The 21389-nt window shown below is 66.0% G+C and carries 22 protein-coding genes; 15 read left to right on the forward strand and 7 right to left on the reverse strand.

Features of this window, described 5'->3' with window-relative positions; all coding sequences use genetic code 11:
* Positions 1 to 2 precede the first annotated feature (2 nt).
* From modB to AC07S4_RS15500, 3 genes are read left to right on the forward strand one after another with little or no spacing between them, the layout of a single operon-like run.
* A complete protein-coding gene (modB, locus tag AC07S4_RS15490) occupies positions 3 to 668 on the forward strand; it encodes a molybdate ABC transporter permease subunit (RefSeq protein ID WP_494987750.1) in 666 nt (221 codons plus the stop codon).
* A gap of 1 nt (position 669) precedes the next feature.
* Positions 670 to 1362 (forward strand): ATP-binding cassette domain-containing protein, encoded by a 693-nt coding sequence (locus tag AC07S4_RS15495; RefSeq protein ID WP_494987495.1) that lies wholly within the window; start codon positions 670 to 672, stop codon positions 1360 to 1362.
* Positions 1355 to 2191 (forward strand): TOBE domain-containing protein, encoded by an 837-nt coding sequence (locus AC07S4_RS15500; RefSeq protein WP_494987496.1) that lies wholly within the window; start codon positions 1355 to 1357, stop codon positions 2189 to 2191. Before AC07S4_RS15495 ends, AC07S4_RS15500 begins: the two co-directional genes overlap by 8 nt.
* Before the next feature lie 30 nt (positions 2192 to 2221).
* Here AC07S4_RS15500 and AC07S4_RS15505 read toward each other — a convergent pair whose 3' ends face one another.
* The gene (locus tag AC07S4_RS15505) at positions 2222 to 2542 is read right to left on the reverse strand and encodes a KGG domain-containing protein (protein ID WP_494987497.1); all 321 of its coding nucleotides are present in this window, start codon (positions 2540 to 2542) and stop codon (positions 2222 to 2224) included.
* Between the two features lie 100 nt (positions 2543 to 2642).
* Positions 2643 to 3659, reverse strand: a complete 1017-nt coding sequence (locus AC07S4_RS15510; RefSeq protein WP_494987498.1) for an NADP-dependent oxidoreductase — start codon at positions 3657 to 3659, stop codon at positions 2643 to 2645.
* Between the two features lie 148 nt (positions 3660 to 3807).
* Between AC07S4_RS15510 and purU the strand changes: the two genes are divergently transcribed.
* The 8 genes from purU to AC07S4_RS15550 all read left to right on the forward strand — a co-directional run bounded on the left by purU (position 3808) and on the right by AC07S4_RS15550 (position 10891).
* Entirely contained in the window at positions 3808 to 4677 is an 870-nt protein-coding gene (gene purU, locus AC07S4_RS15515) for a formyltetrahydrofolate deformylase (protein WP_494987499.1), read from the forward strand.
* A gap of 26 nt (positions 4678 to 4703) precedes the next feature.
* Positions 4704 to 5246: a YaeQ family protein gene (locus AC07S4_RS15520; protein ID WP_494987500.1), complete on the forward strand. Its 543-nt coding sequence runs from the start codon at positions 4704 to 4706 to the stop codon at positions 5244 to 5246.
* A gap of 61 nt (positions 5247 to 5307) precedes the next feature.
* On the forward strand, positions 5308 to 6003 hold the full coding sequence (locus tag AC07S4_RS15525) for a M48 family metalloprotease (RefSeq protein WP_494987501.1): 696 nt from the start codon (positions 5308 to 5310) through the stop codon (positions 6001 to 6003).
* Positions 6004 to 6035: 32 nt separating this feature from the next.
* The gene (locus AC07S4_RS15530) at positions 6036 to 6428 is read left to right on the forward strand and encodes a DUF2946 domain-containing protein (RefSeq protein WP_494987502.1); all 393 of its coding nucleotides are present in this window, start codon (positions 6036 to 6038) and stop codon (positions 6426 to 6428) included.
* A 55-nt stretch (positions 6429 to 6483) separates the two neighbouring features.
* Positions 6484 to 6939, forward strand: coding sequence for a copper chaperone PCu(A)C (locus tag AC07S4_RS15535; protein ID WP_494987503.1), 456 nt, complete (start codon positions 6484 to 6486; stop codon positions 6937 to 6939).
* An 8-nt stretch (positions 6940 to 6947) separates the two neighbouring features.
* Positions 6948 to 7460, forward strand: a complete 513-nt coding sequence (locus tag AC07S4_RS15540) for a YcnI family copper-binding membrane protein (RefSeq protein WP_494987504.1) — start codon at positions 6948 to 6950, stop codon at positions 7458 to 7460.
* Between the two features lie 7 nt (positions 7461 to 7467).
* A complete protein-coding gene (locus tag AC07S4_RS15545) occupies positions 7468 to 9747 on the forward strand; it encodes a TonB-dependent receptor (protein ID WP_494987505.1) in 2280 nt (759 codons plus the stop codon).
* 109 nt (positions 9748 to 9856) lie between these two features.
* Complete coding sequence (locus tag AC07S4_RS15550) at positions 9857 to 10891, forward strand: Rpn family recombination-promoting nuclease/putative transposase (protein WP_494987506.1); 1035 nt, start codon at positions 9857 to 9859, stop codon at positions 10889 to 10891.
* A 50-nt stretch (positions 10892 to 10941) separates the two neighbouring features.
* On the opposite strand, the gene AC07S4_RS15555 is transcribed toward AC07S4_RS15550, so the two are convergent.
* Positions 10942 to 11727 (reverse strand): head GIN domain-containing protein, encoded by a 786-nt coding sequence (locus AC07S4_RS15555; protein ID WP_494987507.1) that lies wholly within the window; start codon positions 11725 to 11727, stop codon positions 10942 to 10944.
* Positions 11728 to 11896: 169 nt separating this feature from the next.
* Here AC07S4_RS15555 and AC07S4_RS15560 point away from each other — a divergent pair, with 169 nt between their 5' ends.
* Complete coding sequence (locus tag AC07S4_RS15560; protein WP_494987508.1) at positions 11897 to 12544, forward strand: class I SAM-dependent rRNA methyltransferase; 648 nt, start codon at positions 11897 to 11899, stop codon at positions 12542 to 12544.
* A gap of 40 nt (positions 12545 to 12584) precedes the next feature.
* Positions 12585 to 13700, forward strand: coding sequence for a type IV pilus twitching motility protein PilT (locus tag AC07S4_RS15565; RefSeq protein WP_494987509.1), 1116 nt, complete (start codon positions 12585 to 12587; stop codon positions 13698 to 13700).
* 9 nt (positions 13701 to 13709) lie between these two features.
* Here the strand turns inward: AC07S4_RS15565 and AC07S4_RS15570 are convergent, their stop codons facing one another.
* Both AC07S4_RS15570 and AC07S4_RS15575 read right to left on the reverse strand, forming a co-directional pair.
* A complete protein-coding gene (locus AC07S4_RS15570; RefSeq protein WP_494987510.1) occupies positions 13710 to 14984 on the reverse strand; it encodes a c-type cytochrome in 1275 nt (424 codons plus the stop codon).
* Entirely contained in the window at positions 14981 to 15718 is a 738-nt protein-coding gene (locus AC07S4_RS15575) for a c-type cytochrome (protein WP_494987511.1), read from the reverse strand. The genes AC07S4_RS15570 and AC07S4_RS15575 overlap by 4 nt, the downstream gene beginning before the upstream one ends.
* A 103-nt stretch (positions 15719 to 15821) precedes the next feature.
* On the opposite strand from AC07S4_RS15575, the gene AC07S4_RS15580 reads away from it, so the two are divergent.
* Positions 15822 to 17264 carry an aminotransferase-like domain-containing protein gene (locus tag AC07S4_RS15580; protein ID WP_494987512.1) on the forward strand — a complete coding sequence of 481 codons (1443 nt, stop codon included), beginning with the start codon at positions 15822 to 15824 and terminating at the stop codon, positions 17262 to 17264.
* A gap of 75 nt (positions 17265 to 17339) precedes the next feature.
* On the opposite strand, the gene AC07S4_RS15585 is transcribed toward AC07S4_RS15580, so the two are convergent.
* Together AC07S4_RS15585 and AC07S4_RS15590 are read right to left on the reverse strand one after the other, a co-directional pair.
* The gene (locus tag AC07S4_RS15585; RefSeq protein ID WP_494987513.1) at positions 17340 to 18020 is read right to left on the reverse strand and encodes a 3'-5' exonuclease; all 681 of its coding nucleotides are present in this window, start codon (positions 18018 to 18020) and stop codon (positions 17340 to 17342) included.
* Complete coding sequence (locus tag AC07S4_RS15590; RefSeq protein ID WP_494987514.1) at positions 18020 to 18478, reverse strand: ProQ/FINO family protein; 459 nt, start codon at positions 18476 to 18478, stop codon at positions 18020 to 18022. The genes AC07S4_RS15585 and AC07S4_RS15590 overlap by 1 nt, the downstream gene beginning before the upstream one ends.
* A 357-nt stretch (positions 18479 to 18835) precedes the next feature.
* Between AC07S4_RS15590 and rpoD the strand changes: the two genes are divergently transcribed.
* Positions 18836 to 21364, forward strand: a complete 2529-nt coding sequence (gene rpoD, locus AC07S4_RS15595; RefSeq protein ID WP_494987515.1) for an RNA polymerase sigma factor RpoD — start codon at positions 18836 to 18838, stop codon at positions 21362 to 21364.
* The last annotated feature ends 25 nt before the right edge of the window (positions 21365 to 21389 follow it).

A 21389-nucleotide genomic window follows, 5' to 3' on the forward strand; every position in this document is an offset into this window, starting at 1 on the left:
TGATGCAGTCCGCATGGATCGCCCTGGCCCTGTCGCTGAAGGTGGCGCTGTGGGCCACGCTGCTGGACGTGGTGTGCGGCGTGGCTTTCGGCTACCTGCTGGCGCGCTGCCGCTTCCCCGGCCGGGACACGCTGGACGCGCTCCTGACCCTGCCCATGGTGATGCCGCCCACGGTGCTGGGCTACTATCTGCTGGTGCTGATCGGCCGCAACGGCCCGATAGGCCACTGGCTGCAGCAGCACTTCGGCATCAACCTGATCTTCACCTGGCAGGCGGCAGTGATTGCCGCCGCCGTGGTGGCGTTCCCGCTGGTGCTGAAGGCGGCGCGCTCCGCTTTTGAAACGGTGGACACGCAGCTGGAGGACGCCGCCCGCGTGCTGGGCGTGCCGGCGGTTGGCGTGTTCCTGCGCGTGACCTTGCCGCTGGCCTGGCGTGGCGTGCTGGCGGGCACCTTGCTGGCGTTCGCGCGCTCCATGGGCGAATTCGGCGCCACGCTGATGGTGGCGGGCAGCATCCCCGGCAAGACGCAGACGCTGTCCATCGCCGTCTACGAGGCGGTGCAGGCGGGGCAGGACGATACGGCCAATCTGCTGGTCATCATCACCTCCGTCACCTGCGTCGCCGTGCTGGTGCTGGCCAACAAGCTCACGCCCAGACGGGAGGCCTGATATGCAGATCCAGATCGACATTGCCAAAACCCTGCGCGCCGGCGCGCGCGAATTCACGCTCAAGGCGCGCCTGCAGTCGGACAGCCGCCGCATCGTCATTTACGGCGCTTCGGGCGCGGGCAAGAGCATGCTGCTGAAAGCCGTGGCGGGGCTGATTACGCCGGACGCGGGCAGCATAGAACTCGGCGGGCGGCGCCTGTTCGACAGCGCGGCGCGCGTCAACCTGCCGGTGCAGCGCCGCCGCGTGGGCTATCTGTTCCAGGACTATGCGCTGTTCCCGCATCTGAACGTAAGGCAGAATATCGTGTTCGGGTTGAAGCAGGGATGGTTCAATCCCTCGCCGCGCGCGCATGGTGAACAACTGGAATACTGGCTGGAGGCTTTCCAGCTGCAGGCGGTGGCGCACCAGTTTCCGTCGCAGCTGTCGGGCGGGCAGCGGCAGCGCGTGGCGCTGGCGCGCGCGCTGATCGCCGATCCGGCCGCGCTGCTGCTGGATGAGCCCTTTGCCGCGCTGGACCCGGTGCTGCGCGTGCGCATGCGCGCCGAGCTGGACGCCTTGTTGGCGCGCCTGGGCATTCCCATGCTGATGATTACCCATGATCCGGAAGATGCGCGCATCTTCGGCGACCATGTGCTGACGATGGCCGATGGCGCCATCATTGAAGAAAACAGGGAGGAGGGCGGCCATGGCTGAGGAGCAGAAGCAGCAGGAGCAGCAGCAAGGACAAGAGCTGGCCTTGCAGGGCAAAGTCTGGATGACGGTGGGCGGCCAGCAGCTGGGCGGCGCGGACCGCGTGGCGCTGCTGGCCAGCATCGCCGAACACGGCTCGATCACGCAGGCCGCCAAGGCCGTCAAGATGAGCTACAAGGGCGCGTGGGACGCGATCGAGGCGATGAACAACCTGGCCGGCGAGCCGCTGGTGGAACGCCTGGCGGGCGGCAAGGGCGGCGGCGGCACGCGCCTGACCCGGCGCGGCGCGCAGCTGGTGGAGAATTTTCGCAAGATAGACCGCGAGCACCGCCTGTTTGTCGAGCACCTGAGCAGCCAGTCGCATGCGCTGGCCGATGATTTCCTTTTGATCCAGACCATGAAAATGAAAACCAGCGCGCGCAACCATTTCGCAGGCACGGTGGCCGCCATCAAGACCGGCGCGGTGAACGACGAAGTGAGCTTGGACATCGTCGGCGGGCAGCGCATCGTCGCCGTCATCACGCGCGAGAGCACGGAAGCGCTGGGGCTGGCGGTGGGTTCGGCCGCGTTCGCGCTGGTGAAGGCGACGTCGGTGATCGTGGCGGTGTCCGCCGAAGGGGCGCGGCTGTCGGCGCGCAACCAGCTGAAAGGCGTGGTGTCGCGCCTGGTGCCGGGCGCCGTGAATGCGGACGTAAGCATCGCCTTGCCCGGCGGCGGCACCATAGGCGCCACCGTCACGCTGGAAAGCTGCGCGGCGCTGGCGCTGAAGGAGGGCATGGAAGTGACCGCCTTGTTCAAGGCCTCCAGCGTCATCGTCGGCGCACCCGGCTAGCAGCCGGGCGGGCCGCCCTCGCCGGCGCCCTCATTTTCCTTCTGTCTTGTCGCCGCCCTGGCGGTTGCCGGCGGCGCGGCTGGCCGATTGGCGGCTGGCGGACTGGCGGCTTTCGCCGCCTTTGCGGCCGATTTCCGCCATATGCTCGCGGTCACGGCTGACTGCCTCGCCGCCTTTCTGGCCGGCGCGGCGCGCTTCCTCGGAGTCGAACTCGTGCGCCGTGCCTTTCTGGTGCGCGGCTTGGCCGCCCTTGCTGGCGATGCTGCGCTGCTGCGCTTCATCCATTGCCGCAAAGCCGCGTTTTGCCGTGCCCTTGGTGGTGCTGCCTTTGCCTTGTTCGCTTGTAGCCATGACCTTCTCCTTGATCGTCGTGAACGTTGGACGGGCAGCCAAGCTGGCTGCTCCGTCAATTAGAGAAGCGTCGCGGCGCTTAGTTCCGCGAGTTTGAGGTTCAGGCGACTTTGAGCACAAGTTTGCCGAAGTTTTTGCCTTCGAACAGCATCGTCAGTGCTTGTGGGAAGTTTTCCAGGCCTTGCACCACGTCTTCCTTGCTCTTGATCTTGCCTTCCTTCAGCCAGCCCGCCAGCGCGGCCACGCCCAGATGGTAGCGGTCGGCGTAGTCGAACACCACCATGCCTTCCATGCGGGCGCGGTTGACCAGCAGCGACAGGTAGTTGGCCGGGCCTTTGACCGGGGTGGTGTTGTTGTATTGCGAGATGGCGCCGCAGATGACGATGCGCGCCTTCATGTTGATGCGCGTGAGCACCGTGTCCAGGATGTCGCCGCCCACGTTGTCGAAGTACACGTCCACGCCTTGCGGGCAGTGCTCTTTCAGGCCGTCGCGCACCGAACCGGTCTTGTAGTCGATGCAGGCGTCGAAGCCCAGCTCGTTGACCACGAAGTCGCATTTCTCTTTGCCGCCCGCAATGCCCACCACGCGGCAGCCGAGCTGCTTGGCCACCTGGCCCACGGTCTGGCCCACGGCGCCGGCCGCGCCGGATACCACCACCGTTTCGCCGGCTTTGGGCTGGCCCACTTCCAGCAGGCCGAAGTAGGCGGTCATGCCGGGCATGCCCAGGGTGTTCATCCAGGTGGTCAGCGGCGCGAGCTTGCTGTCGATCTTGAAGAAGGACGCGGTCTTGTCGGTGGCCGCGCCTTGCCAGTAGGCCTGCACGCCGATGCCGCCGGAGACCACGTCGCCCACCGCGAATTTTGGCGACTTGGAGGCCACCACTTCACCCACGCCGCCGGCGCGCATCACTTCGCCGATGGCCACCGGGCGGATATAGGATTTGGCGTCGTTCATCCAGCCGCGCATGGCCGGGTCCAGCGACAGGTACAGCGTCTTGACGGTGATCTCGCCGTCGGCCAGCTCGCGCAGCGCTTCGGCCGCCTGCTGGAAGTCGGTGTCCTTCGCCATGCCCACGGGGCGGTTGGCCAGGCGGAATTGCAGGTTCTCCAAGGTCATTTGTATGTCTCCTGATGGGTGGGGTTCTTAACTGCTTTGCTAACTATAGCGCAAAATTGAACGATCGTGCTATTTTTCAAATTAACGGCGGGGCCGCACAAGCGTGCGACAATAGCGGGTTGATATTCGTCTAACCTTACAAATTGACATGACGCATCCAGAATACATCCTAACTTTATCCTGCCTGGACCAGCGCGGCATCGTGCATCGCGTGTCGGGCTTCCTGGCTGAGCACGGTTGCAACATCATCGACTCCGCGCAGTTCGGCGACGCCGAATCGCAGCTGTTTTTCATGCGCGTGCATTTCTCGCGCGACGAGCCGGGCGTGAGCGACGAGCAGCTGCGCGCCGACTTTGCCCTGCTGGCCGAGAGCATGAAGCTGGACTGGCAGCTGCGCGACGCGCACGCCAAGCCGCGCGTGATGCTGATGGTATCGAAAATCGGCCACTGCCTGAACGATTTGCTGTTCCGCTACAAGAGCGGCCTGCTGCCGGTGGAGATTCCCGCCATCGTGTCCAACCACATGGACTTCTACCAGCTGGCGGCCAGCTACAACATTCCTTTCCATTACCTGCCGCTGGCGGCCGGGGCGACGGAGGAGGCCAAGCTGGCGCAGGAAGCGCGCATTATCGAGCTGATGGACAATCACCAGATCGACCTGGTGGTGCTGGCGCGCTATATGCAAATCCTGTCGCCGCGCCTGTGCGCGCGCCTGAAGGGCAAGGCGATCAATATCCACCATTCTTTCCTGCCCAGTTTCAAGGGCGCCAAGCCGTATGCGCAGGCGCACCATCGCGGCGTGAAGCTGATCGGCGCCACGGCGCACTTCGTCACCAGCGACCTGGATGAAGGCCCCATCATCGAGCAGGACGTGGAGCGCGTGGACCATTCCATGGATGCGGACACGCTGTCGGCCATCGGCCGCGACGTCGAGTGCGTGGTGCTGGCGCGCGCCGTGAAGTGGTTCGTGGAACACCGCGTGCTGCAGAACGGCGCCAAGACCGTCGTATTCAAATAACCCTTTAGAATTTAGCGAAGTAAGCAATGGCACTCAAGGCAACAATCTACAAAGCAGAACTATCGATTGCGGACATGGACCGCAATTACTACGACACGCATGTGCTGACGCTGGCGCGCCATCCGTCCGAGACCGACGAGCGCATGATGGTGCGCCTGCTGGCGTTCGCCATCCACGCGCACGAGCACCTGACCTTCACCAAGGGCCTGTTCGACGTGGACGAGCCGGACCTGTGGCAGAAGGACCTGACCGGCGCCATCCAGCTGTGGGTGGAAGTGGGCCAGCCGGACGACAAGCGCCTGCTCAAGGGGGCTGGCCGCTCTGAGCACGTGGTGGTGTACAGCTACAACGCCACCAGCCATATCTGGTGGAAGGCGCTGGCCAACAAGGTGGATCGCGCCAAGAACCTCAGCGTGATCAACCTGCAGTCCGAAGCCACCGAACAGCTGGCCAAGATGGCCCAGCGCACCATGCAGCTGCAATGCACCATCCAGGATGGCCAGATCTGGCTGACCGACGGCGCCGACACGGTGCTGATCGAGCGCGAGTCCTTCAAGGACGAGCGCTAAGCGGTATCGCGCGGCGCTGTGGCAGAATGGCCCCATGCGCCGCTACTTATACGGATTATTCTTGCTGGCTTATGCGGGCGCCGCCTCGGCGCTGACGCACGCCGAAGTCATGGCCGGCGCCGAGCGCCAGTACCGCGGCTATCTGCGCGAACTCCAGGCCCAGCACCAGCTGGACTCCGATCCGGCTTTTCACGAACGCGTGCAGCGCATCGCCAAGCCCCTGATCGCGCAGGCCATGCATGACTATCCCGAATCCGCCGGCTGGCAGTGGGAAGTCCACACCACGCCGGAAGGCGACGATAACGCCTACGCCATGGCGGGCGGCAAGCTGCTGGTCAGCCGCGCCTACGTGGACAAGCTGCTGCTCAATGACGCCGAACTGGCCATGCTGCTGGCGCATGAGATTGCGCACGCCGTGCTGCGCCACAACCTGCTGGAGTATGAGGAGGCCATGCGCCTGGAGCCGGCGTGGCGCGAGCGTCCCTTCGCCGAGCTGGAGGACGCGGTCGACAACGACACGGCGCTGATGCGCAAGCTGGCGCCGCTGGGCCTCAAGCAGGAGGCCGAGGCCGACCGCGAAGGGCTGAAGCTGGCCTGGCGCGTGGGCTGGCCCGGCGCGGCGCTGGCGCGCTATTACCAGAAGCTGGTGCGCGCCAGCCACGCGCCCAATTTCGAGCAGCACGTCCATCCGGCGCCGTCCCAGCGCTGGAAGGCGGCGCGGGAACTTGCCGCCGCGCTGGAAGCGGCGGGGCGCTAGCTAATGTATAATTTCGCACCATGCAAACGGGATTGACCAAACGGTGGAAACACCAGGCGCTGTGGATCTGGATCGCGGTTACCGCGGTGCTGATGAACGCGCTCGCGCCGTCGATCTCGCACGCCATGGCCTACGCCGAGGGCAACCCGGCCGCGTTTGAAATCTGCCGCGCCGACAAGAGCAAGCCGCTGTCGCTGTCTTTCCTTCAGCTGGAGGACGAGGGCGGCAAGAAGGGCATGTCCATGGGCGAGGATTGCGGCTATTGCCTCAACCACGCCGGCGCGCTGGGGCTGCCGCCTTCGCTGGTGTCCGGCCTGCCCTACGCTGCGCCGTCCCGGCTGCACCCATTCCTGTTCTATCGCGCACCGCAGCCGCTCGCGGTGTGGTCGGCTGCGCGCCCGCGCGGGCCGCCTGCGCAAGTCTGATCCTGCTTTACACCTGCGCCTTCGGGCGCATCCCGTAATCGTTTCAGAGGTAGATATGAAAACCACATTCCGTACCTGCGCGGCCCTGGCATGCGCACTCCTGCTCTCCGCCACCTGCGCCCAGGCCCAGGTCACCGTCAAGGATCCTTGGGTGCGCGCCACCGTGCCCGCCGCCAAAGCCAGCGGCGCTTTCATGCAGCTGCAGTCGGCGCAGGACGCGCGCCTGGTGGCGGTGCGCTCCAGCGTGGCCGGCATGGCCGAAATCCATCAGATGGCGATGGAAAACAATATGATGAAAATGCAGCCGGTCGATGGCGTGGACCTCCCGGCCGGCAAGACCGTGGAGCTGGCGTCGGGAGGCTATCACATCATGCTGATGCAGCTGAAGCGCCAATTGAAAGAGGGCGAGACCGTGCCGCTCACGCTGGTGGTGCAGAAGAAGGACAAGAAGCTTGAGACCATCGAGCTGAATGTGGCCGTGCGGCCGCTGACCTATTCCGCCGCGAAGTGAGGCCCGCCATGAAGAAAACCATCATGTGCGCCGCCCTGTTCATGGCCGCGCAGGCGCAGGCCCACGTCACGCTGGAGCAAACCACCGCCGTGGCGGACAGCTACCAGAAGCTGACCTTCCGCGTCGGCCACGGCTGCGACGGCAGTCCGACCAAGTCCATCACCGTCATGCTGCCGGAGGCGGTGACGGGCGCCAAGCCCATGCCCAAGCCGGGCTGGAAAATTCGCACGGTGGAAGGTCCGCTGTCGGTGCCGGTGGAGTCGCACGGCCGCAAGATCGGCACTTCCGTGCGCGAGGTGACGTGGACCGGCGGCCCGCTGGAGGACGCGTATTTCGACGAGTTCACCCTGCAGGTCAAGCTGCCGGCCGAACCGGGCAAGCAGTATTTCAAGATAGTGCAGCAGTGCGTGAAGGGCAGTGTGGCCTGGGATGAACTTCCCGGCGAGGCCGGCGTCAAAGTCAAGGCGCCCGCACCCATACTGAACGTCCTTCCGGCCGAAGGCGCCGCCCACCAGCACTGAGAACGCCATGAACAATTTGAAATGCAAGCCGCTGGCAGTGATGCTGGCGGCGATGGGCGCTGCCGCGTCCGTGCTTTGTCCTGCCCACGCCGACCATGCCGTGGTCACGGTGAACGGCGGCCGCCCAAGCTCGCTGCCGACGCAGATTCCCACCACCATAGAAGGCATCACCGGCGCGCAGGTGGAGGACCGCATCAACGCCAGCGACAGCGAGGATGCGCTGAAATACCTGCCCAGCCTGAACGTGCGCAAGCGCTACATCGGCGACTATGACCATGCGGTGCTGGCCAGCCGCGCTTCCGGTACCGGCAACAGTGCGCGCTCCATGGTGTATGCGGACGGCATACTGCTGTCCAACCTGCTGGGCAACGGCGCCACGTACACGCCGCGCTGGGGCCTGGTGACGCCGGAGGAAATCGAGCGCGTGGATGTGCTGTACGGACCATTTTCGGCAGCGTATCCGGGCAACTCGGTGGGCGCGGTGGTGGACTTCCAGACCCGCATGCCGACGCGGCTGGAAGCGCACGTCAAGCTGTCCGGCTATGGCCAGGGCTTCAAGCAGTACGGCAGCGATACCCGTCCCTACGGCAAGCAGGGCAGCGCTTCCATCGGCGACCGCCAGGGCGCGTGGTCGTGGTGGGTGGACGTGTCGCGCCTGGACAGCGACGGCCAGCCTATCGCCTTCGCCAACAAGCTGCTGTCGCAGGGGACGGCGGGCAGCGGCGGCGTGCCGGTGACGGGGGCCATCGCGGACCGCAACCCCGCCAACAAGGACTGGCTGATACTGGGCGCCACCAACCAGATCCATACGGTGCAGGACCACGCCAAGGTGAAGCTGGCCTACGACGCGTCGCCGATACTGCGCGCCAGCTACACGCTGGGCTGGTGGAAGAACGATGCGGAGCGCAGCTCGCAATCGTATCTGCGCGACGCGGCCGGGAGTACGGTCTACCGGGGCGACATCAATGTGGGAGGCGTGAAATACAGCCTGCTGCCATCGGATTTTGCCCCCAGCCGTGGCGAGCTTGAACACATCATGCACGGCTTCTCGCTCAAGCAGCACAGCAAAGGGGAGTTCAGCTGGGAAGTGGCGGCCAGCTTGTACGACTATGCCAGGGACCGCGTGCGCACGCCCACGGTGGCGGTGCCGGACCTGAATACGAATGGGCAGGGCAATGTCACGGACATGGGCGGCAGCGGCTGGCATACGCTGGCGCTGAAAGGCACGTGGCGGCCGGGCGTGGACGCGCAGGGCGGCGCGGCGCCGCATGTGCTGGATTTCGGCGTGCAGCGCGACAGCGCCAAGCTGCGCACCCGCGTCTTCAGCAGCGCCGACTGGATAGGCGCGGACGACGGCAAGCATGTGTCCACCTTCAACGGCGAGACCCGTCTGGACAGCCTGTATGTGCAGGACACCTGGCGCATCGGCGAGCTGTGGAAGGCCACGCTGGGCTTGCGCTTCGAGCGCTGGCAGGCCTTCGGCGGCGAGATATCGAACGTGGCCGGCCCGCTGTATTTTTCGGGCCGTTCCGAGAGCAGCTGGTCGCCCAAGGCGGCGCTGGCTTATCGCGCGTCCGAGCTGTGGACGCTGAAGGCCTCCACCGGCCGCGCCGTGCGCAATCCCACTGCGGCGGAATTGTTCCAGGGCTCCATTGTGGACGGCAAGATCATCAACACCGATCCCACGCTGCGCGCCGAGCGCTCGTGGACCAGCGAGCTGACGGCCGAGCGCATGCTGGAACACGGCAGCCTGCGCGCCACCGTGTTCCACGAGAACACGCGCGACGCGCTGTATTCGCAGGCCCTGACGCCCACGGTGAACACGGTGCAGAACGTAGGCGAGATCCGCACCACGGGCCTGGAGCTGTCCTGCCAGGCCGACCATGTGCTGCTGCATGGCCTGTCGCTCAGCGGCAGCGCAACCTATGCGGATTCGGAGATTGTCCGCAACGCCAGGCTGCCGGCGAGCGTGGGCAAGCGGCAGCCGCGCGTGCCGGACTGGCGGGCGACGCTGCTGGCGTCCTACCACCTCGGGGACAAATGGACCACCAGCCTGGGGGCGCGCTACAGCGGGCGCCAGTACGGCACGCTGGACAACAGCGATCCTAACGGCGCCACGTACACCGGCGTATCGGACTACTTTGTGGCCGACCTGCGGGTGCGCTACCGTTTCTCGCCCCAGTGGACCGGCGCGCTCGGCATCGACAACCTGAACAACCGCAAGTACTGGGCCTTCCACCCCTACACCCAGCGCACGCTGATTGCGGAACTTAAGTTCGACCTGTAAGTTCCCCGCGCCCGGCCACCGGCCGGGCTTTTTCTCTCTTGCTTGAGGCCGGTCAAGCCCGGCCCTGGTAGCACGGCCGTGCCTAGGCGCGGCGGCCTAGAATCAGGCCATGAAGGCCAAGCACGATAGCGGATACAAGCAGCTGTTTGGGCATCCTGAGCTGATGCTGGACTTGTTGCGCGGTTTTGTTTCCTATCCGTGGGTCAAGGATCTGGATGTGTCCGCTCTGGAGCGCATCAATGCCAGCTATGTCGGCAGCAACGGCGAGCAGCGCCATGACGATATGGTGTGGCGCTTGCGCGTGGGTGGCCAGTGCGTCTATGTCTACCTGCTGCTGGAATTCCAGTCGACTTGCGATTACTGGATGGCGCTGCGCATGCAGGTCTACACCGGCTTGCTGTATCAGGATCTGATCAAGCAGCGTAAACTTGGCCGGCGCGGCAAGCTGCCGCCGGTACTGCCCATCGTGCTCTACAACGGCAGGCGCCGCTGGAGTGCCAGCCATACGCTATCGGGCTTGAGGTTGCCGCAGCCAGAGGGCTTGGCAGCCCTTCAGCCGGAACTAAAATACCTGTTGATAGATCAAAGCAAGGTGGCGACTGCCCTGGATGACACCGAGCGCAATATGGTCGCGGCGCTGTTTGCGCTGGAGCGCTCGCGGTCCAGGCAAGCTTGCGTGGAGGTGCTGAGGTCGCTGGCCAGATGGCTGCAAGCCGGCAGCACCGAGCCCTTCCGCGACAGCCTGTTGCGCTGGTTGTCCGGATGCGTTCAGCGCAAGGAGTATATGGCGGACTTTGTGCCGGAGGAGGAGATTATCATGGGAAATTTGACGCTGGATCAATGGACCGCGTCTATCGTCCGGGAAGCGAAGCAGACGCGCAAGCGCGAGCGTGCCGAGGCCCGGGCCCTCGGACTGGCTGAAGGCAGGGCTGAAGGGAAAGCGGCAGGCAGAGCGGAAGGGCGCGAACTGGGCCGGGCGGAAGCGTTGCGGCAGATGGTGGAGCGGCTGCTGGTGCTGGAGGCCGGGACGGCGCCGCCCCGCCTGGCCGAGCGGATCGCCGCTGCGCCGGCGCCTCAGCTGGAGGCGTGGATCGAGCGCCTGCTGGACGGCGCCGCCGCTCAGGACGTGTTCAACACCAAATAGTGCAGCCCGGCGGGGTGTGCGCCTGCCGGGCTGGAGTGATCTGCGCGGATTTACTGCGGGCTGCCGCCCAGGCGCTTGACGCTGCCCGAGCCCATGATGGATTTGCTGATCTGCGGGTCGCCGTAGTAGCCGATGTCGCCGGAACCGGCCACGCTCAGGCTGAGCGACTGCTTGGCCCATACCGTCGCCTGGCCCGATCCGCCTATGCTCACCGAGGCGTCGCGCGCGGCCAGTTGGCCGATGTTGACTTTACCCGAACCGCCTATCGATACCTTGAGCCGCTCGGTGCTGCCGCTTGCCTTCAGGCTGCCGCTGCCGCCCAGCGACACCGACACCGATTCGCTTTCCATACCGCGCACATTGATGGCGCCCGAACCGCCGACGTCGAACGTCAGGTTGGCGCCTTTCAGGTTTTCCGCATCCACCGTGCCCGAGCCGCCCACGGCGATGCGCTCCAGGCTCCTGGCCTGCACGATGATTTTCATATTGCGCGTATCGAGCCGCATATTGCGCTTGACGGGGCGCACGCGCAGGGTGCCGTCCTCCACCACGGTTTCCACCAGCGGCAGGATGTTGTCATCGGTTTCTATGGTCACGCTTTCGGTATTGCCTATGCGTACTTCCGCCTCGCCCGGCAAGGACAGCGCCAGGCCGGTGAAGTGGCCCACATCGCGCGTCTGCTTGCTGGTCTTGCCGCTGCCTTGCACGCGCTCGCCATTGGCCAGCCAGCTCAAAGGGCCGGCCTGCACGCTGACGGCCGGCAGCACGATGGCCAGCGCGCTGGCGGCCAGCAGGGTGTTGCGCAGCACGGCGCGGACGGTCGGTTTGATTGCCATGGTGTGATCTCCTCGTATGATCTGCTTCGATGTTGGAGATAGTACGGAATCGCCCCGGCCGGCGCCCCCGCCATGCGACAGACTGCGCCGGAGGCGGAATAGAATGCATTCCCCCGGGGGCGGCGCGTGCCATGCGGTATCATTGCGGCTGCAACTACATTGGAAATACATGCTTATCATCACCATCAAACAGGGCAAGGAAAAGAGCTTGCTGGCCGGCGACCCCTGGATTTATCCGACCGCCATCGAGCGCGTCGAAGGCCGTCCGCAGGAAAAAGGCAAGGCCGGCGCCACCGCGACCGTGCAATCGTCGTCGCGCAAATTCCTGGCGCGGGCCGCCTACAATGCGCACGCCAAGCAAATCAGCGCCCGCGTCTGGACCTTCCGCGAGGACGAACCGGTCGACCACGCCATGATGAAGCGCCGCGTCAAGGCCGCCATCGCCAAGCGCGCCGCCGCCGTTGCCAAGCTCGGACCGGAAGACCTGATGCAGCTGATTAACGCCGAGGACGACGGCCTGCCCGGCCTGGTGGTGGACTATTACGGCGGTGCGGCCGGCTTCCTGCTGTGCAGCTTCCAGTCCGGCGCCGCCGACGCCTGGAAAGTGCCCATCGTGCAAGCGCTGCTCGCCGAGACCGGCTGCCCCAATGTGTTCCAGCGCGCCGACGAGGACCTGCGCAAGGGCGAGGGCCTGCAGGTGTTTACGCGCGAACTGGCCGGCGTTCCACCACCGCCCAAGTCGGTTGTCAACAAGGGTGGCGTAAAGGTCTACATGGACCTGAAAACAGGCTTTGAATTCCCCAAGCGTCCCGTATAATCTTTCCAGGCGACATTTATTACCCGGAGAGTAGAGTACGATGGAAAACCACCAGTCTTCGCAGATCCGCACCCTCAGCTATGAAGAAAACGAAGACCATCCGGTCTTCGGCACCCTGGTTGAGCAGATACTGCATCTGCTCAATTCCAGGCTGAGCTTCAGCGACATCCTGATCCACCAGAACAGCCCCTTGCTGTTGCGCCAGCCCAAAGGCCTGGTGGCGGTGACGGATTCGCCCATCACGCGCGAGGAGCTGGAGGAATTCTTCGAAGTGGTGGAGCCGAACTGGCGCGAGCGCATCCAGGACCGCGCCTTCGACCGCTCCATCGACCTGCATACGGCGCGCATCCGCGCCAACTGCTTCACTTTCCAGGGCAAGAAGCGGCTGGGCTGCGTGATCCGCCGCTTCCCCAAGGAGCCGCATGCGATGGCGCAGCTGGGCCTGCGCGCCAACGAGCAGAAATTCTCCAAGCTGACCAGCGGCCTGGTGCTCATCATCGGCGACACCTGCCAGGGCAAGTCCACCACCATCGCGTCCATGCTGGACGAGATCAACAAGACCCGCTCCGGCCACATCATCACCATTGAAGATCCGGTGGAAACGCTGATACCGCAGCGGCGCTGCATTGTCACGCAGCGCGAAGTGGGCTTCGACGGCGACGTGGAGAGCTTCTACCTGGGGGCGCTGGACGCGCTGCGCGAGCGGCCCGACGTGATCGTCATCGGCGAGATCCGCGACGCGCAGACGGCGCAGGAAGCGCTGGCGCTGGCCGAATCCGGCCCGCTGGTGCTGGCCACGCTGCACGCACGCTCCACCGAGCTGGGTTTGCAGAAGATGCTGCGCATGCTGGGCAACAGCGAGCCGCAGCAGCAGGCGCTGGCGCACGCGCTGCGCGGCGTGCTGTGCCAGGCGCTGCTGCCGTCGGTGGAGGGCAACCGCTACCACCTGGCCACGGAATGCCTGACCATGAATCCGGAAGTGGCGCGGCTGATCGAAAACGGCAGCATCAACGCCATCCGCGACTGGATGGAAACCAAGGGCGGCGAAGGCTGCCACACCATGAACGCCGCGCTGCGCGTGCTGCTGGGCGAGGGGAAGATCGCGGTCGAGGACGCGCGCAACGCCACCACCGACCGGCTGGGCCTTATCGCCTGAAGCCTCGGTTTAATCCAGCGGCACGGCGCGGTAGCGGTTCACATCGTTGCCGTTCACCGGCGGCGCGTTGTTGCCCCATTCGCTGCGCAGATAGGACACCACCGCCGCCACCTCCACGTCATTGAGCTTGTGGCTGAACGGCGGCATGCCGTAAGGGCGCGGGTTGCCCGCAGTGCCGGGCGCGAAGCCGCCGTTGAGCACAATGCGTATCGGATTGACCGCCTCGTCCATCAGCAGCGCGCGGTTGCCAGCCAGCGGCGGATAATGCGGCGGCAAGCCCTTGCCGCTCACGCCGTGGCATTCCACGCAATGCGCCGTGTACAGCCGCGCCCCCGTCTCCAGCTGGGCGCGCGCTTCCGGCGCCTGGCTGCGCTCGTAGCGCTCGGCCGGCTCCTTGCGCGGCAGCGTTTTCAGATACACCGCCATCGCCTTCACATCGCCGTCGCTCAGGTGCTGCAGGCTTTCACTCACCACCTCGGCCATCGGCCCGAACACGGTCGCGCGCGGCGACACGCCTGTTTTCAGCAGCTGTTCCACGTCCTGCTGCGCCCACTCGCCCAGACCCGCCTCGCGGTCCGAGGTCAGCGACGGCGCGTACCAGCCCAGCACCGGTATCAGCCCGCCCGACAGCCCGTCGGCGGAGGCGCCCAGCGCGTTGCGCGTGCTGTGGCAGGCGCTGCAATGGCCCAGGCCCTGCACAAGATAGGCGCCCCGGTTCCAGTCCGCGCTCTGGGCGCTGTCGGTGCGGAAGGCGGCCGGACGGAAGTACAGCGCGCGCCAGAACGCCAGCCCGAGCTGCTGGTTGTAGGGGAAGCGCAGCTGGTGCGGCTGGTTGGCCTGCTTCACCGGTGGCAGGCTCTGGAAGTAGGCGAACAGCGCGTCCGCATCGTCGCGCGTGATGTGGGTGTAGCTGGTGTAGGGGAAGGCCGGATACAGCATGCGGCCGCCGCGCGATTTGCCGTTGTGCAGGGCGCGCCAGAAATCGTCCGCGTTCCACTGGCCGATGCCGGTTTCGCGGTCGGGCGTGATGTTGGGCGAGATCACGCTGCCGAACGGCGTTTGCAGCGCGCGGCCGCCCGCGTAAGGCGCGCCGCCGCGCGGCGTGTGGCAGGCCATGCAGTCGCCCGCCCTGGCCAGGTAGGCGCCGCGCGCCACGCGCTCGGCTTGCGGCAGGGAGGCGGTCCTGCTCAGCGCCGGCAGCGGGTCGTCGGCCGGATACAGCATGAAGCCGGCGCCGGCCGCCAGCGCCAGTGCCGCGATGGCGGTGATGGATATCTTCTTCATGGCTTGGCCTCCGCAGGGACGCTGCCGCAGGCCGGCGGTAGCGGCAGGGCGATGGATGCGGCCGGGCGGGCGTCGGCGTCGGCCGGCTGCGATGCCAGCCAGCCGGAGACGGCGGCCACGTCGGCGTCCGACAGGCGGGACGTGATTTCGGCCATGCAGTCCGGTGCGTGGGCGCGGCGCACCTTGTTGCGCCAGGCGCCGAACTGCGCGTTGATATAGTCGCGCGGCAGGCCGATCAGGCCCGGGATGGCGGGCGCCACGCCGGTCAGCTGGGCGCCGTGGCAGGACACGCAGGCCGGCACCTTGCCGGCCTTGTCGCCCTCATGCACCAGCACGCGGCCGCGCTCCAGCATGGCGGGAGTGGCGGCGTTCTGCGCCGGCGCGGGATAGGGCGGATGCAGCTCGGAGAAATACTGGGCGATCTCGCGCAGATAGGCGTCCGGCAGGTGGTCCACCATATACGTCATCATGGGATACTTGCGGCGGCCTTCGCGGAAATTGACCAGCTGGTTGTACAGATAGCCGGCCGGCTTGCCCGCGATGCGGGGGAAGTAGGCGTCGCTGCGCTCCTTGGCCGCGTGGCAGGCGGTGCAGGCGGCCACCCGCTGTTCCAGCGTGTCGGGCAGGGCTTTCAGGGCGGCCGGCGTGGCCGGCGCTGCGGCGGCGCGGGCTGCGGCGGCCAGGCCGCAGGCCAGCAGCAGCGCGGCGCAGGATTTCGATATGGTGGCAGGCATGGAGGTCCCGTTTAAAATAGCTTTTGGATGGGAATCAGGGACAGGATACGCCTGAGTTGCCAAGTTTGACAGGCTCAGATTCGCAATAAAACCAGGGATCAGATTGAAACTGTACGAAGCGCTGGCGCAGGAAATCGAGGACATGGTGGCGCAGCAGGTGTTGCGGCCGGGCGAGCGGCTGCCGTCGGTGCGCCAGCAGCACGCGCGGCGCGGCGCCAGTCCCAGCACGGTGTTCCAGGCCTACTACCTGCTGGAGGCGCGCGGCGTGATCGAATCGCGGCCGCGCTCGGGCTACTATGTGGCGCCGGGCCGCGCGCCGACGGCCGCTCCCGAACCGGAGCCGTCGCGCCCGGACGGCGCGCCGCGCAGCGTCGATGTAAGCGAGCTGGTGTTCGGCGTGCTGGAGGCGGCCCGCTCGCGCCGCGTGGTGCCGTTCGGTTCCGCCTTTCCCAGCCCGGAGCTGTTCCCCTTGCCCAAGCTGGCGCGCGCGTTGGCCTCCAGCACGCGGCGGCTGGACCCGTGGAGCACGGTGGCCGACCTGGGCGCCGGCAACGGCGAGCTGCGGCGCCAGATCGCGCTGCGCTACCAGCTCGACGGCGCGGCGGTGGCGGCGGACGACATCGTGGTCACCAACGGCGCGCTGGAGGCGCTGAACCTGTGCCTGCAGGCGGTGGCGCGGCCGGGCGACACGGTGCTGGTCGAGTCGCCCAGTTTCTACGCGGCCTTGCAGGCGCTGGAGCGGCTGGAGCTGAAGGCGGTGGAAGTGGCCACGCATCCGCGCGAAGGCATGGAGCTGGGCGCGCTGGCCGAGGCGCTGGAGCGCCACCGTCCCGCCGCCTGCTGGCTGATGACCAGCTTCCAGAATCCGCTGGGCAGCCTGATGGCGCCCGATAAAAAGCAGGCGCTGGTGGCGCTGCTGGCCGCGCACGGCGTGCCGCTGATCGAGGACGATGTTTATGGCGAGTTGTATTTCGGCGCGCGCCGCCCGGCGCTGGCCAAGCGTTACGATGCGCCAGGCGCGCAGGGACTGGTGCTGCACTGCAGTTCGTTTTCAAAATGCCTGGCGCCGGGTTTCCGCGTGGGCTGGGCGGCGCCGGGACGCTACGCGCGGACGGTCGAGCGGCTCAAGCTGACCACCAGCCTGGCGGCCGCCATGCCGTCGCAGCTGGCGCTGGCCGAATACCTGGGGCAGGGCGGCTACGACCGCCATCTGCGCCAGCTGCGCGCCGCGCTGATGGGTCAGCAGGCGCAAATGCTGGCGGCGCTGGCCGAGCACTTCCCGGCCGGCACGCGCGTTACGCATCCGGAGGGAGGCTATTTTCTGTGGGTGGTGCTGCCCGAGGGTGTGGATGCGCTGGCCTTGCACGCTGCGGCGCTGGAGCGCGGCATCGGCATCGCGCCGGGCCCGATGTTTTCGGCCAAGCGGGAGTTCCGCAACTGCCTGCGGCTGAATTACGGACATCCGTGGAGCGCCGAGCACGCGGCCGCGATCGCCACGCTGGGGGGGCTGGTACGGCGAGCTAACGGTGACCGTAGGGCGGGTTAGCGCTTGCGCGTAACCCGCCAGCGTCTCGGCGGCTCCGGCGGCTCCGGCGGGTTAAGCGCTGCCCGCTAACCCGCCCTACAGTTCCGGCGCGGGGGGGCGTGGACGGGGCGGGCGGCGTTGCTTGGCCGGGCGCTGCGGCGGCAGTGCGTTGCCGGCGGCGATCCAGTGGCGGTACACGCGCAGCGCCACCTGGGCGTCGTCGGCCGCGTACAGGATCTGGCGTTCGCTGAGGCGGGGGCTGGCCCAGTTGGTGGTGGAGATCTTTTTGGATTTTTGCAGCTTCTGGCCAAAGAACTTGGCCACGGCGCTTTTCGCGCCCAGGTCGTTGCGCTGGCCGCCGCGCAGGGCTACCGACAGATCGACCACGCGCGCCGGCTCGATGCCGAGCTTGGCGCGCAGGCGCCGCACGTCGTCGGACAGGCCGAAGCCCACTTTCATGGTCAGCTCGGATTCCAGCACCGCCTTCAGCGCCTGCAGGGCGGGCGAGGGCGTGGCGCCGATCTGGAACAGATAGGCCAGCCGGTCCGTGGCCAGCTGGATCAGGTGCGGGCCGTCGGAACTCTGGCCCTTCTGGAAGGTCGGCTTGGACTCGGTGTCGAAGCCGACCACGTCGGCCGCCAGCAGCGCGGCCTGCGCTTCCTCCACGTCGGCGGCGGTTTTCACCAGCCGCACTTCGGCCAAGGTAATGCCGATGTACGGGGGCAGTTCGGGCGCCGGCGCGGCGGCGCTGCTGGCCGGGCCGGCGGTGTCGCTCATCAGCCTTTTTTGGAGAACTTGGCCGTCAGCTGGGCCAGCTTGTCCTGGCGCAGGCGGGCCGCTTCTTCGGCGGCGGCGGCGTCGCGCTCGGCCTTCTTGCGGTCGGCTTCCTTCTTCAGGCGCTCTTTCAGGACTTCCTTGGCGTGCTTGCGGTGCACATCGGTCACTTCGGCGCCGGCGGTGCCGTCCAGGTCGTAGCGCACGGTGGCTTTTTCCATCACGCGCAGATAGCGCTGCGAGCCGGTGTGGATGCCCAGCGCGGTGCGCATGAGTTTTTTATCGATGCCTGGCAGCTGGGCCAGGATCTGCTTGTCGATGCCGATCGACAGGGGCAAACAATCGCGAAATGGAGGAAATTGCTGCTGCAGCTGCTTCAGCAGGGTGCGGGCGGTCAGCGCCGGCGCGGTTTCCGAAGGGGTAACGGCAGCCGCTGGCTCAGGGGTAAGGCTAGTGTTCATCGACATCACAGGTTAAGCAAAGAGCCGCCAGCATATCACGCTGGGGAAGGGAGTGCATTGCCGGATCCGCTAAAATGTTATTTCAACCACAATTTTGCGCGTGCGCGCCGGCCTGAAACGCGCTATAATTGCCGACGCACCAAATGAAGAACGTACTCAGCAGCTTGAAAACAGGAAGTGAACCTCCAAGTAGTGATCACCCCTACCGCTCCGCACTGATACATAGTTGCCAGCCCGTCAATGCGGGCTTTTTTCATTCCAGCACACCTAAGCGCCATCGGACCCTTGCCGGCCCGGGTGGCATTGTTTTCACTACGCGCCGCCGGCCCTTGGGTCTGCTATTGAGAGATATTTGTAATGACGAAAACGCCGAAAACCCTCACGCTGTCCGCCAAAGCCCCACGCAGTTCCGCGGCCCAACTGGCTGTACCTAAGACCACTCTATCTTATGTCATCGACAATGCGCAAGAGGCTGCCGGCAAAGTTACCGTTGTAAAAAAGACGCGTTCCCGCCTGGCCGCCGTCGCGTCCGATATCGTCGAGACCGATGGCGCGGCTGAACTGGCCACCCCGGCGCTGGTGGAAGCCACCGCCGTGGCCGACGTGGCAGCGGAAGAAAAGAAGGCCACCGTGAAGGTGGCGCGCAAGGCCGGCGCCGCCTCGGCCGCCGTGTCGCTGGCTGCGCCTGCCGGCCCCAAGCCGGTGGTGGTGAAAACCCGCGCCGCCAAGAGCAAGATTGAACCGGCGCCGGTCACCGTGGTTGCGCCGGGCACCGCCCCGGCCGTGAGCCAGGTCACCGACGCCGCCACCCTGGCCACCATCGACACCTCCGGCTACCTGCTGCCGGGCGTCAAGGTGCCGGGCCGCCGCGGCCGCAAGCCGAGCGAATTCACGCCGGAAAACGACGAAGTAGCGGCGCTGAACGCCGTTGAGCGCGCCGAACTGAAGGCCGTGTCCAAGGCGCGCGAGCGCAAGGCCAAGGGCCTGGACGCGCTCAGCACCGAAGGCGTGACCGCCGAGGACCTGGAACGCCGCCGCCTGCAGATCAAGAACCTGATCAACATGGGCAAGGACCGCGGCTTCCTGACCTATGCCGAGATCAACGACCAGCTGCCGGAAAACATCATCGATCCGGAAGCGATCGAAGGCATCATCGCCACCTTCAACGACATGGGCATCGCCGTCTACGAGCGCGCGCCGGACGCTGAAAGCCTGTTGTTGACCGACAACGTTGCCGCCGTGACCAGCGACGACGAAGTGGAAGCCGCCGCCGCCACCGCGCTGTCGACCGTGGATTCCGACTTCGGCCGCACCACCGACCCGGTCCGCATGTATATGCGTGAAATGGGCGCCGTGGCGCTGCTGACCCGCGAAGGCGAAATCGAAATCGCCAAGCGCATCGAAGGCGGCCTGAAGGACATGATCCAGGCCATCTCCGCCTGCCCGACCACCATCGCCGAGATCGTGGCGCTGGCCAAGAAGATCGAAAACGACGAACTCAAGGTGGACGAAGTGGTGGACGGCTTCGTCGACCTGAACGAAGCGAGCAACGCGCCGGCCCCGGCGCCTGCCGCCCAGCACGCCGCTTCCGATGACGACGAGGAAGAGGAAGAAGAAGTGGAAGAGGAAGACGGCGACGCCAATGGCGGCGCGGCCGGTTTCTCCACCGAGCAGTTGGTGCAGCTGAAAAAAGGCGCGCTGGAAAAGTTCGAAGTGATCGAAGTGCAGTTCGAGAAAATGCGCAAGGCCGCCGGCGGCTACGGTTCGCCGGCCTACAACAAGGCGCAGGAAGTCATTTCCGCCGAGCTGCTGGGCATCCGCTTCACCGCCAAGGTGGTGGAAAAGCTGTGCGACACCCTGCGCGGCCAGATGGAGCAGGTGCGTTCCATCGAGCGCGCCGTGCTGGAGCTGTGCGTAAACCGCTGCGGCATGCCGCGCGCCCACTTCATCAAGGTTTTCCCGGGCAATGAATGCGACCTGGACTGGGTGGACGGCGAAGTCGATTCGGCCTACCCCTACAGCGCCGTGCTGGGCCGTAACGTGCCGGCCGTGAAAGAGCTGCAGTCGAAGATGATAGACCTGCAGGCGCGCGTGGCGCTGCCGCTGGCCGACCTGCGCAAGATCAACAAGCAGATGGCGGCCGGCGAGAAGCGCGCCCGCACCGCCAAGCGCGAAATGACCGTGGCCAACTTGCGCCTGGTGATTTCGATCGCGAAGAAGTACATCAACCGCGGCCTGCAGTTCCTGGATCTGATCCAGGAAGGCAATATCGGCCTGTTGAAGGCGGTGGACAAGTTCGAATACCGCCGCGGCTACAAGTTCTCCACCTACGCGACCTGGTGGATACGCCAGGCCATCACGCGTTCGATCGCCGACATGGCGCGCACCATCCGCGTGCCGGTGCACATGATCGAGACCATCAACAAGATGAACCGCATTTCGCGCCAGATCATGCAGGAAACCGGCAGCGAGCCGGACCTGGCCACCCTGGCGGTGAAGATGGAAATGCCGGAGAACAAGGTGCGCGAGATCATGAAGATCGCCAAGGAGCCGATTTCCATGGAAACGCCGATGGGCGAGGACGGCGATTCGCAGCTGGGCGACTTCATCGAAGACAACACCACGCTGGCGCCGCTGGACGCCGCGCTGCACGCCTCGATGCGCAATGTGATCAAGGAAGTGCTGGACTCGCTGACCCCGCGCGAAGCGAAAGTGCTGCGCATGCGCTACGGCGTGGAAATGTCGAACGACCACACGCTGGAAGAAGTGGGCAAGCAGTTCGACGTGACGCGCGAGCGTATCCGCCAGATCGAAGCGAAGGCCATGAGCAAGCTGCGCCAGCCGTCGCGTTCGGACAAGCTGAAGACCTTCCTGACCACGCATTAAGCGGTGGCGGGAGCACGCCAGCGCG

The sequence above is a fragment of the Pseudoduganella sp. GW821-FHT05F09 genome (assembly GCF_059419605.1).

Bases quoted from the DNA above. Each gene is read 5' to 3' on its own strand.
- AC07S4_RS15510 (WP_494987498.1), bottom strand. From the start codon at position 3,659: ATGACCTTGGAGAACCTGCAATTCCGCCTGGCCAACCGCCCCGTGGGC.
- rpoD (WP_494987515.1), top strand. From the start codon at position 18,836: ATGACGAAAACGCCGAAAACCCTCACGCTGTCCGCCAAAGCCCCACGC.
- AC07S4_RS15500 (WP_494987496.1), top strand. From the start codon at position 1,355: ATGGCTGAGGAGCAGAAGCAGCAGGAGCAGCAGCAAGGACAAGAGCTG.
- modB (WP_494987750.1), top strand. From the start codon at position 3: ATGCAGTCCGCATGGATCGCCCTGGCCCTGTCGCTGAAGGTGGCGCTG.
- AC07S4_RS15575 (WP_494987511.1), bottom strand. From the start codon at position 15,718: ATGCCTGCCACCATATCGAAATCCTGCGCCGCGCTGCTGCTGGCCTGC.
- AC07S4_RS15570 (WP_494987510.1), bottom strand. From the start codon at position 14,984: ATGAAGAAGATATCCATCACCGCCATCGCGGCACTGGCGCTGGCGGCC.
- AC07S4_RS15540 (WP_494987504.1), top strand. From the start codon at position 6,948: ATGAAGAAAACCATCATGTGCGCCGCCCTGTTCATGGCCGCGCAGGCG.
- AC07S4_RS15555 (WP_494987507.1), bottom strand. From the start codon at position 11,727: ATGGCAATCAAACCGACCGTCCGCGCCGTGCTGCGCAACACCCTGCTG.
- AC07S4_RS15565 (WP_494987509.1), top strand. From the start codon at position 12,585: ATGGAAAACCACCAGTCTTCGCAGATCCGCACCCTCAGCTATGAAGAA.
- purU (WP_494987499.1), top strand. From the start codon at position 3,808: ATGACGCATCCAGAATACATCCTAACTTTATCCTGCCTGGACCAGCGC.
- AC07S4_RS15590 (WP_494987514.1), bottom strand. From the start codon at position 18,478: ATGAACACTAGCCTTACCCCTGAGCCAGCGGCTGCCGTTACCCCTTCG.
- AC07S4_RS15535 (WP_494987503.1), top strand. From the start codon at position 6,484: ATGAAAACCACATTCCGTACCTGCGCGGCCCTGGCATGCGCACTCCTG.
- AC07S4_RS15560 (WP_494987508.1), top strand. From the start codon at position 11,897: ATGCTTATCATCACCATCAAACAGGGCAAGGAAAAGAGCTTGCTGGCC.
- AC07S4_RS15545 (WP_494987505.1), top strand. From the start codon at position 7,468: ATGAACAATTTGAAATGCAAGCCGCTGGCAGTGATGCTGGCGGCGATG.
- AC07S4_RS15520 (WP_494987500.1), top strand. From the start codon at position 4,704: ATGGCACTCAAGGCAACAATCTACAAAGCAGAACTATCGATTGCGGAC.
- AC07S4_RS15505 (WP_494987497.1), bottom strand. From the start codon at position 2,542: ATGGCTACAAGCGAACAAGGCAAAGGCAGCACCACCAAGGGCACGGCA.
- AC07S4_RS15585 (WP_494987513.1), bottom strand. From the start codon at position 18,020: ATGAGCGACACCGCCGGCCCGGCCAGCAGCGCCGCCGCGCCGGCGCCC.
- AC07S4_RS15550 (WP_494987506.1), top strand. From the start codon at position 9,857: ATGAAGGCCAAGCACGATAGCGGATACAAGCAGCTGTTTGGGCATCCT.
- AC07S4_RS15495 (WP_494987495.1), top strand. From the start codon at position 670: ATGCAGATCCAGATCGACATTGCCAAAACCCTGCGCGCCGGCGCGCGC.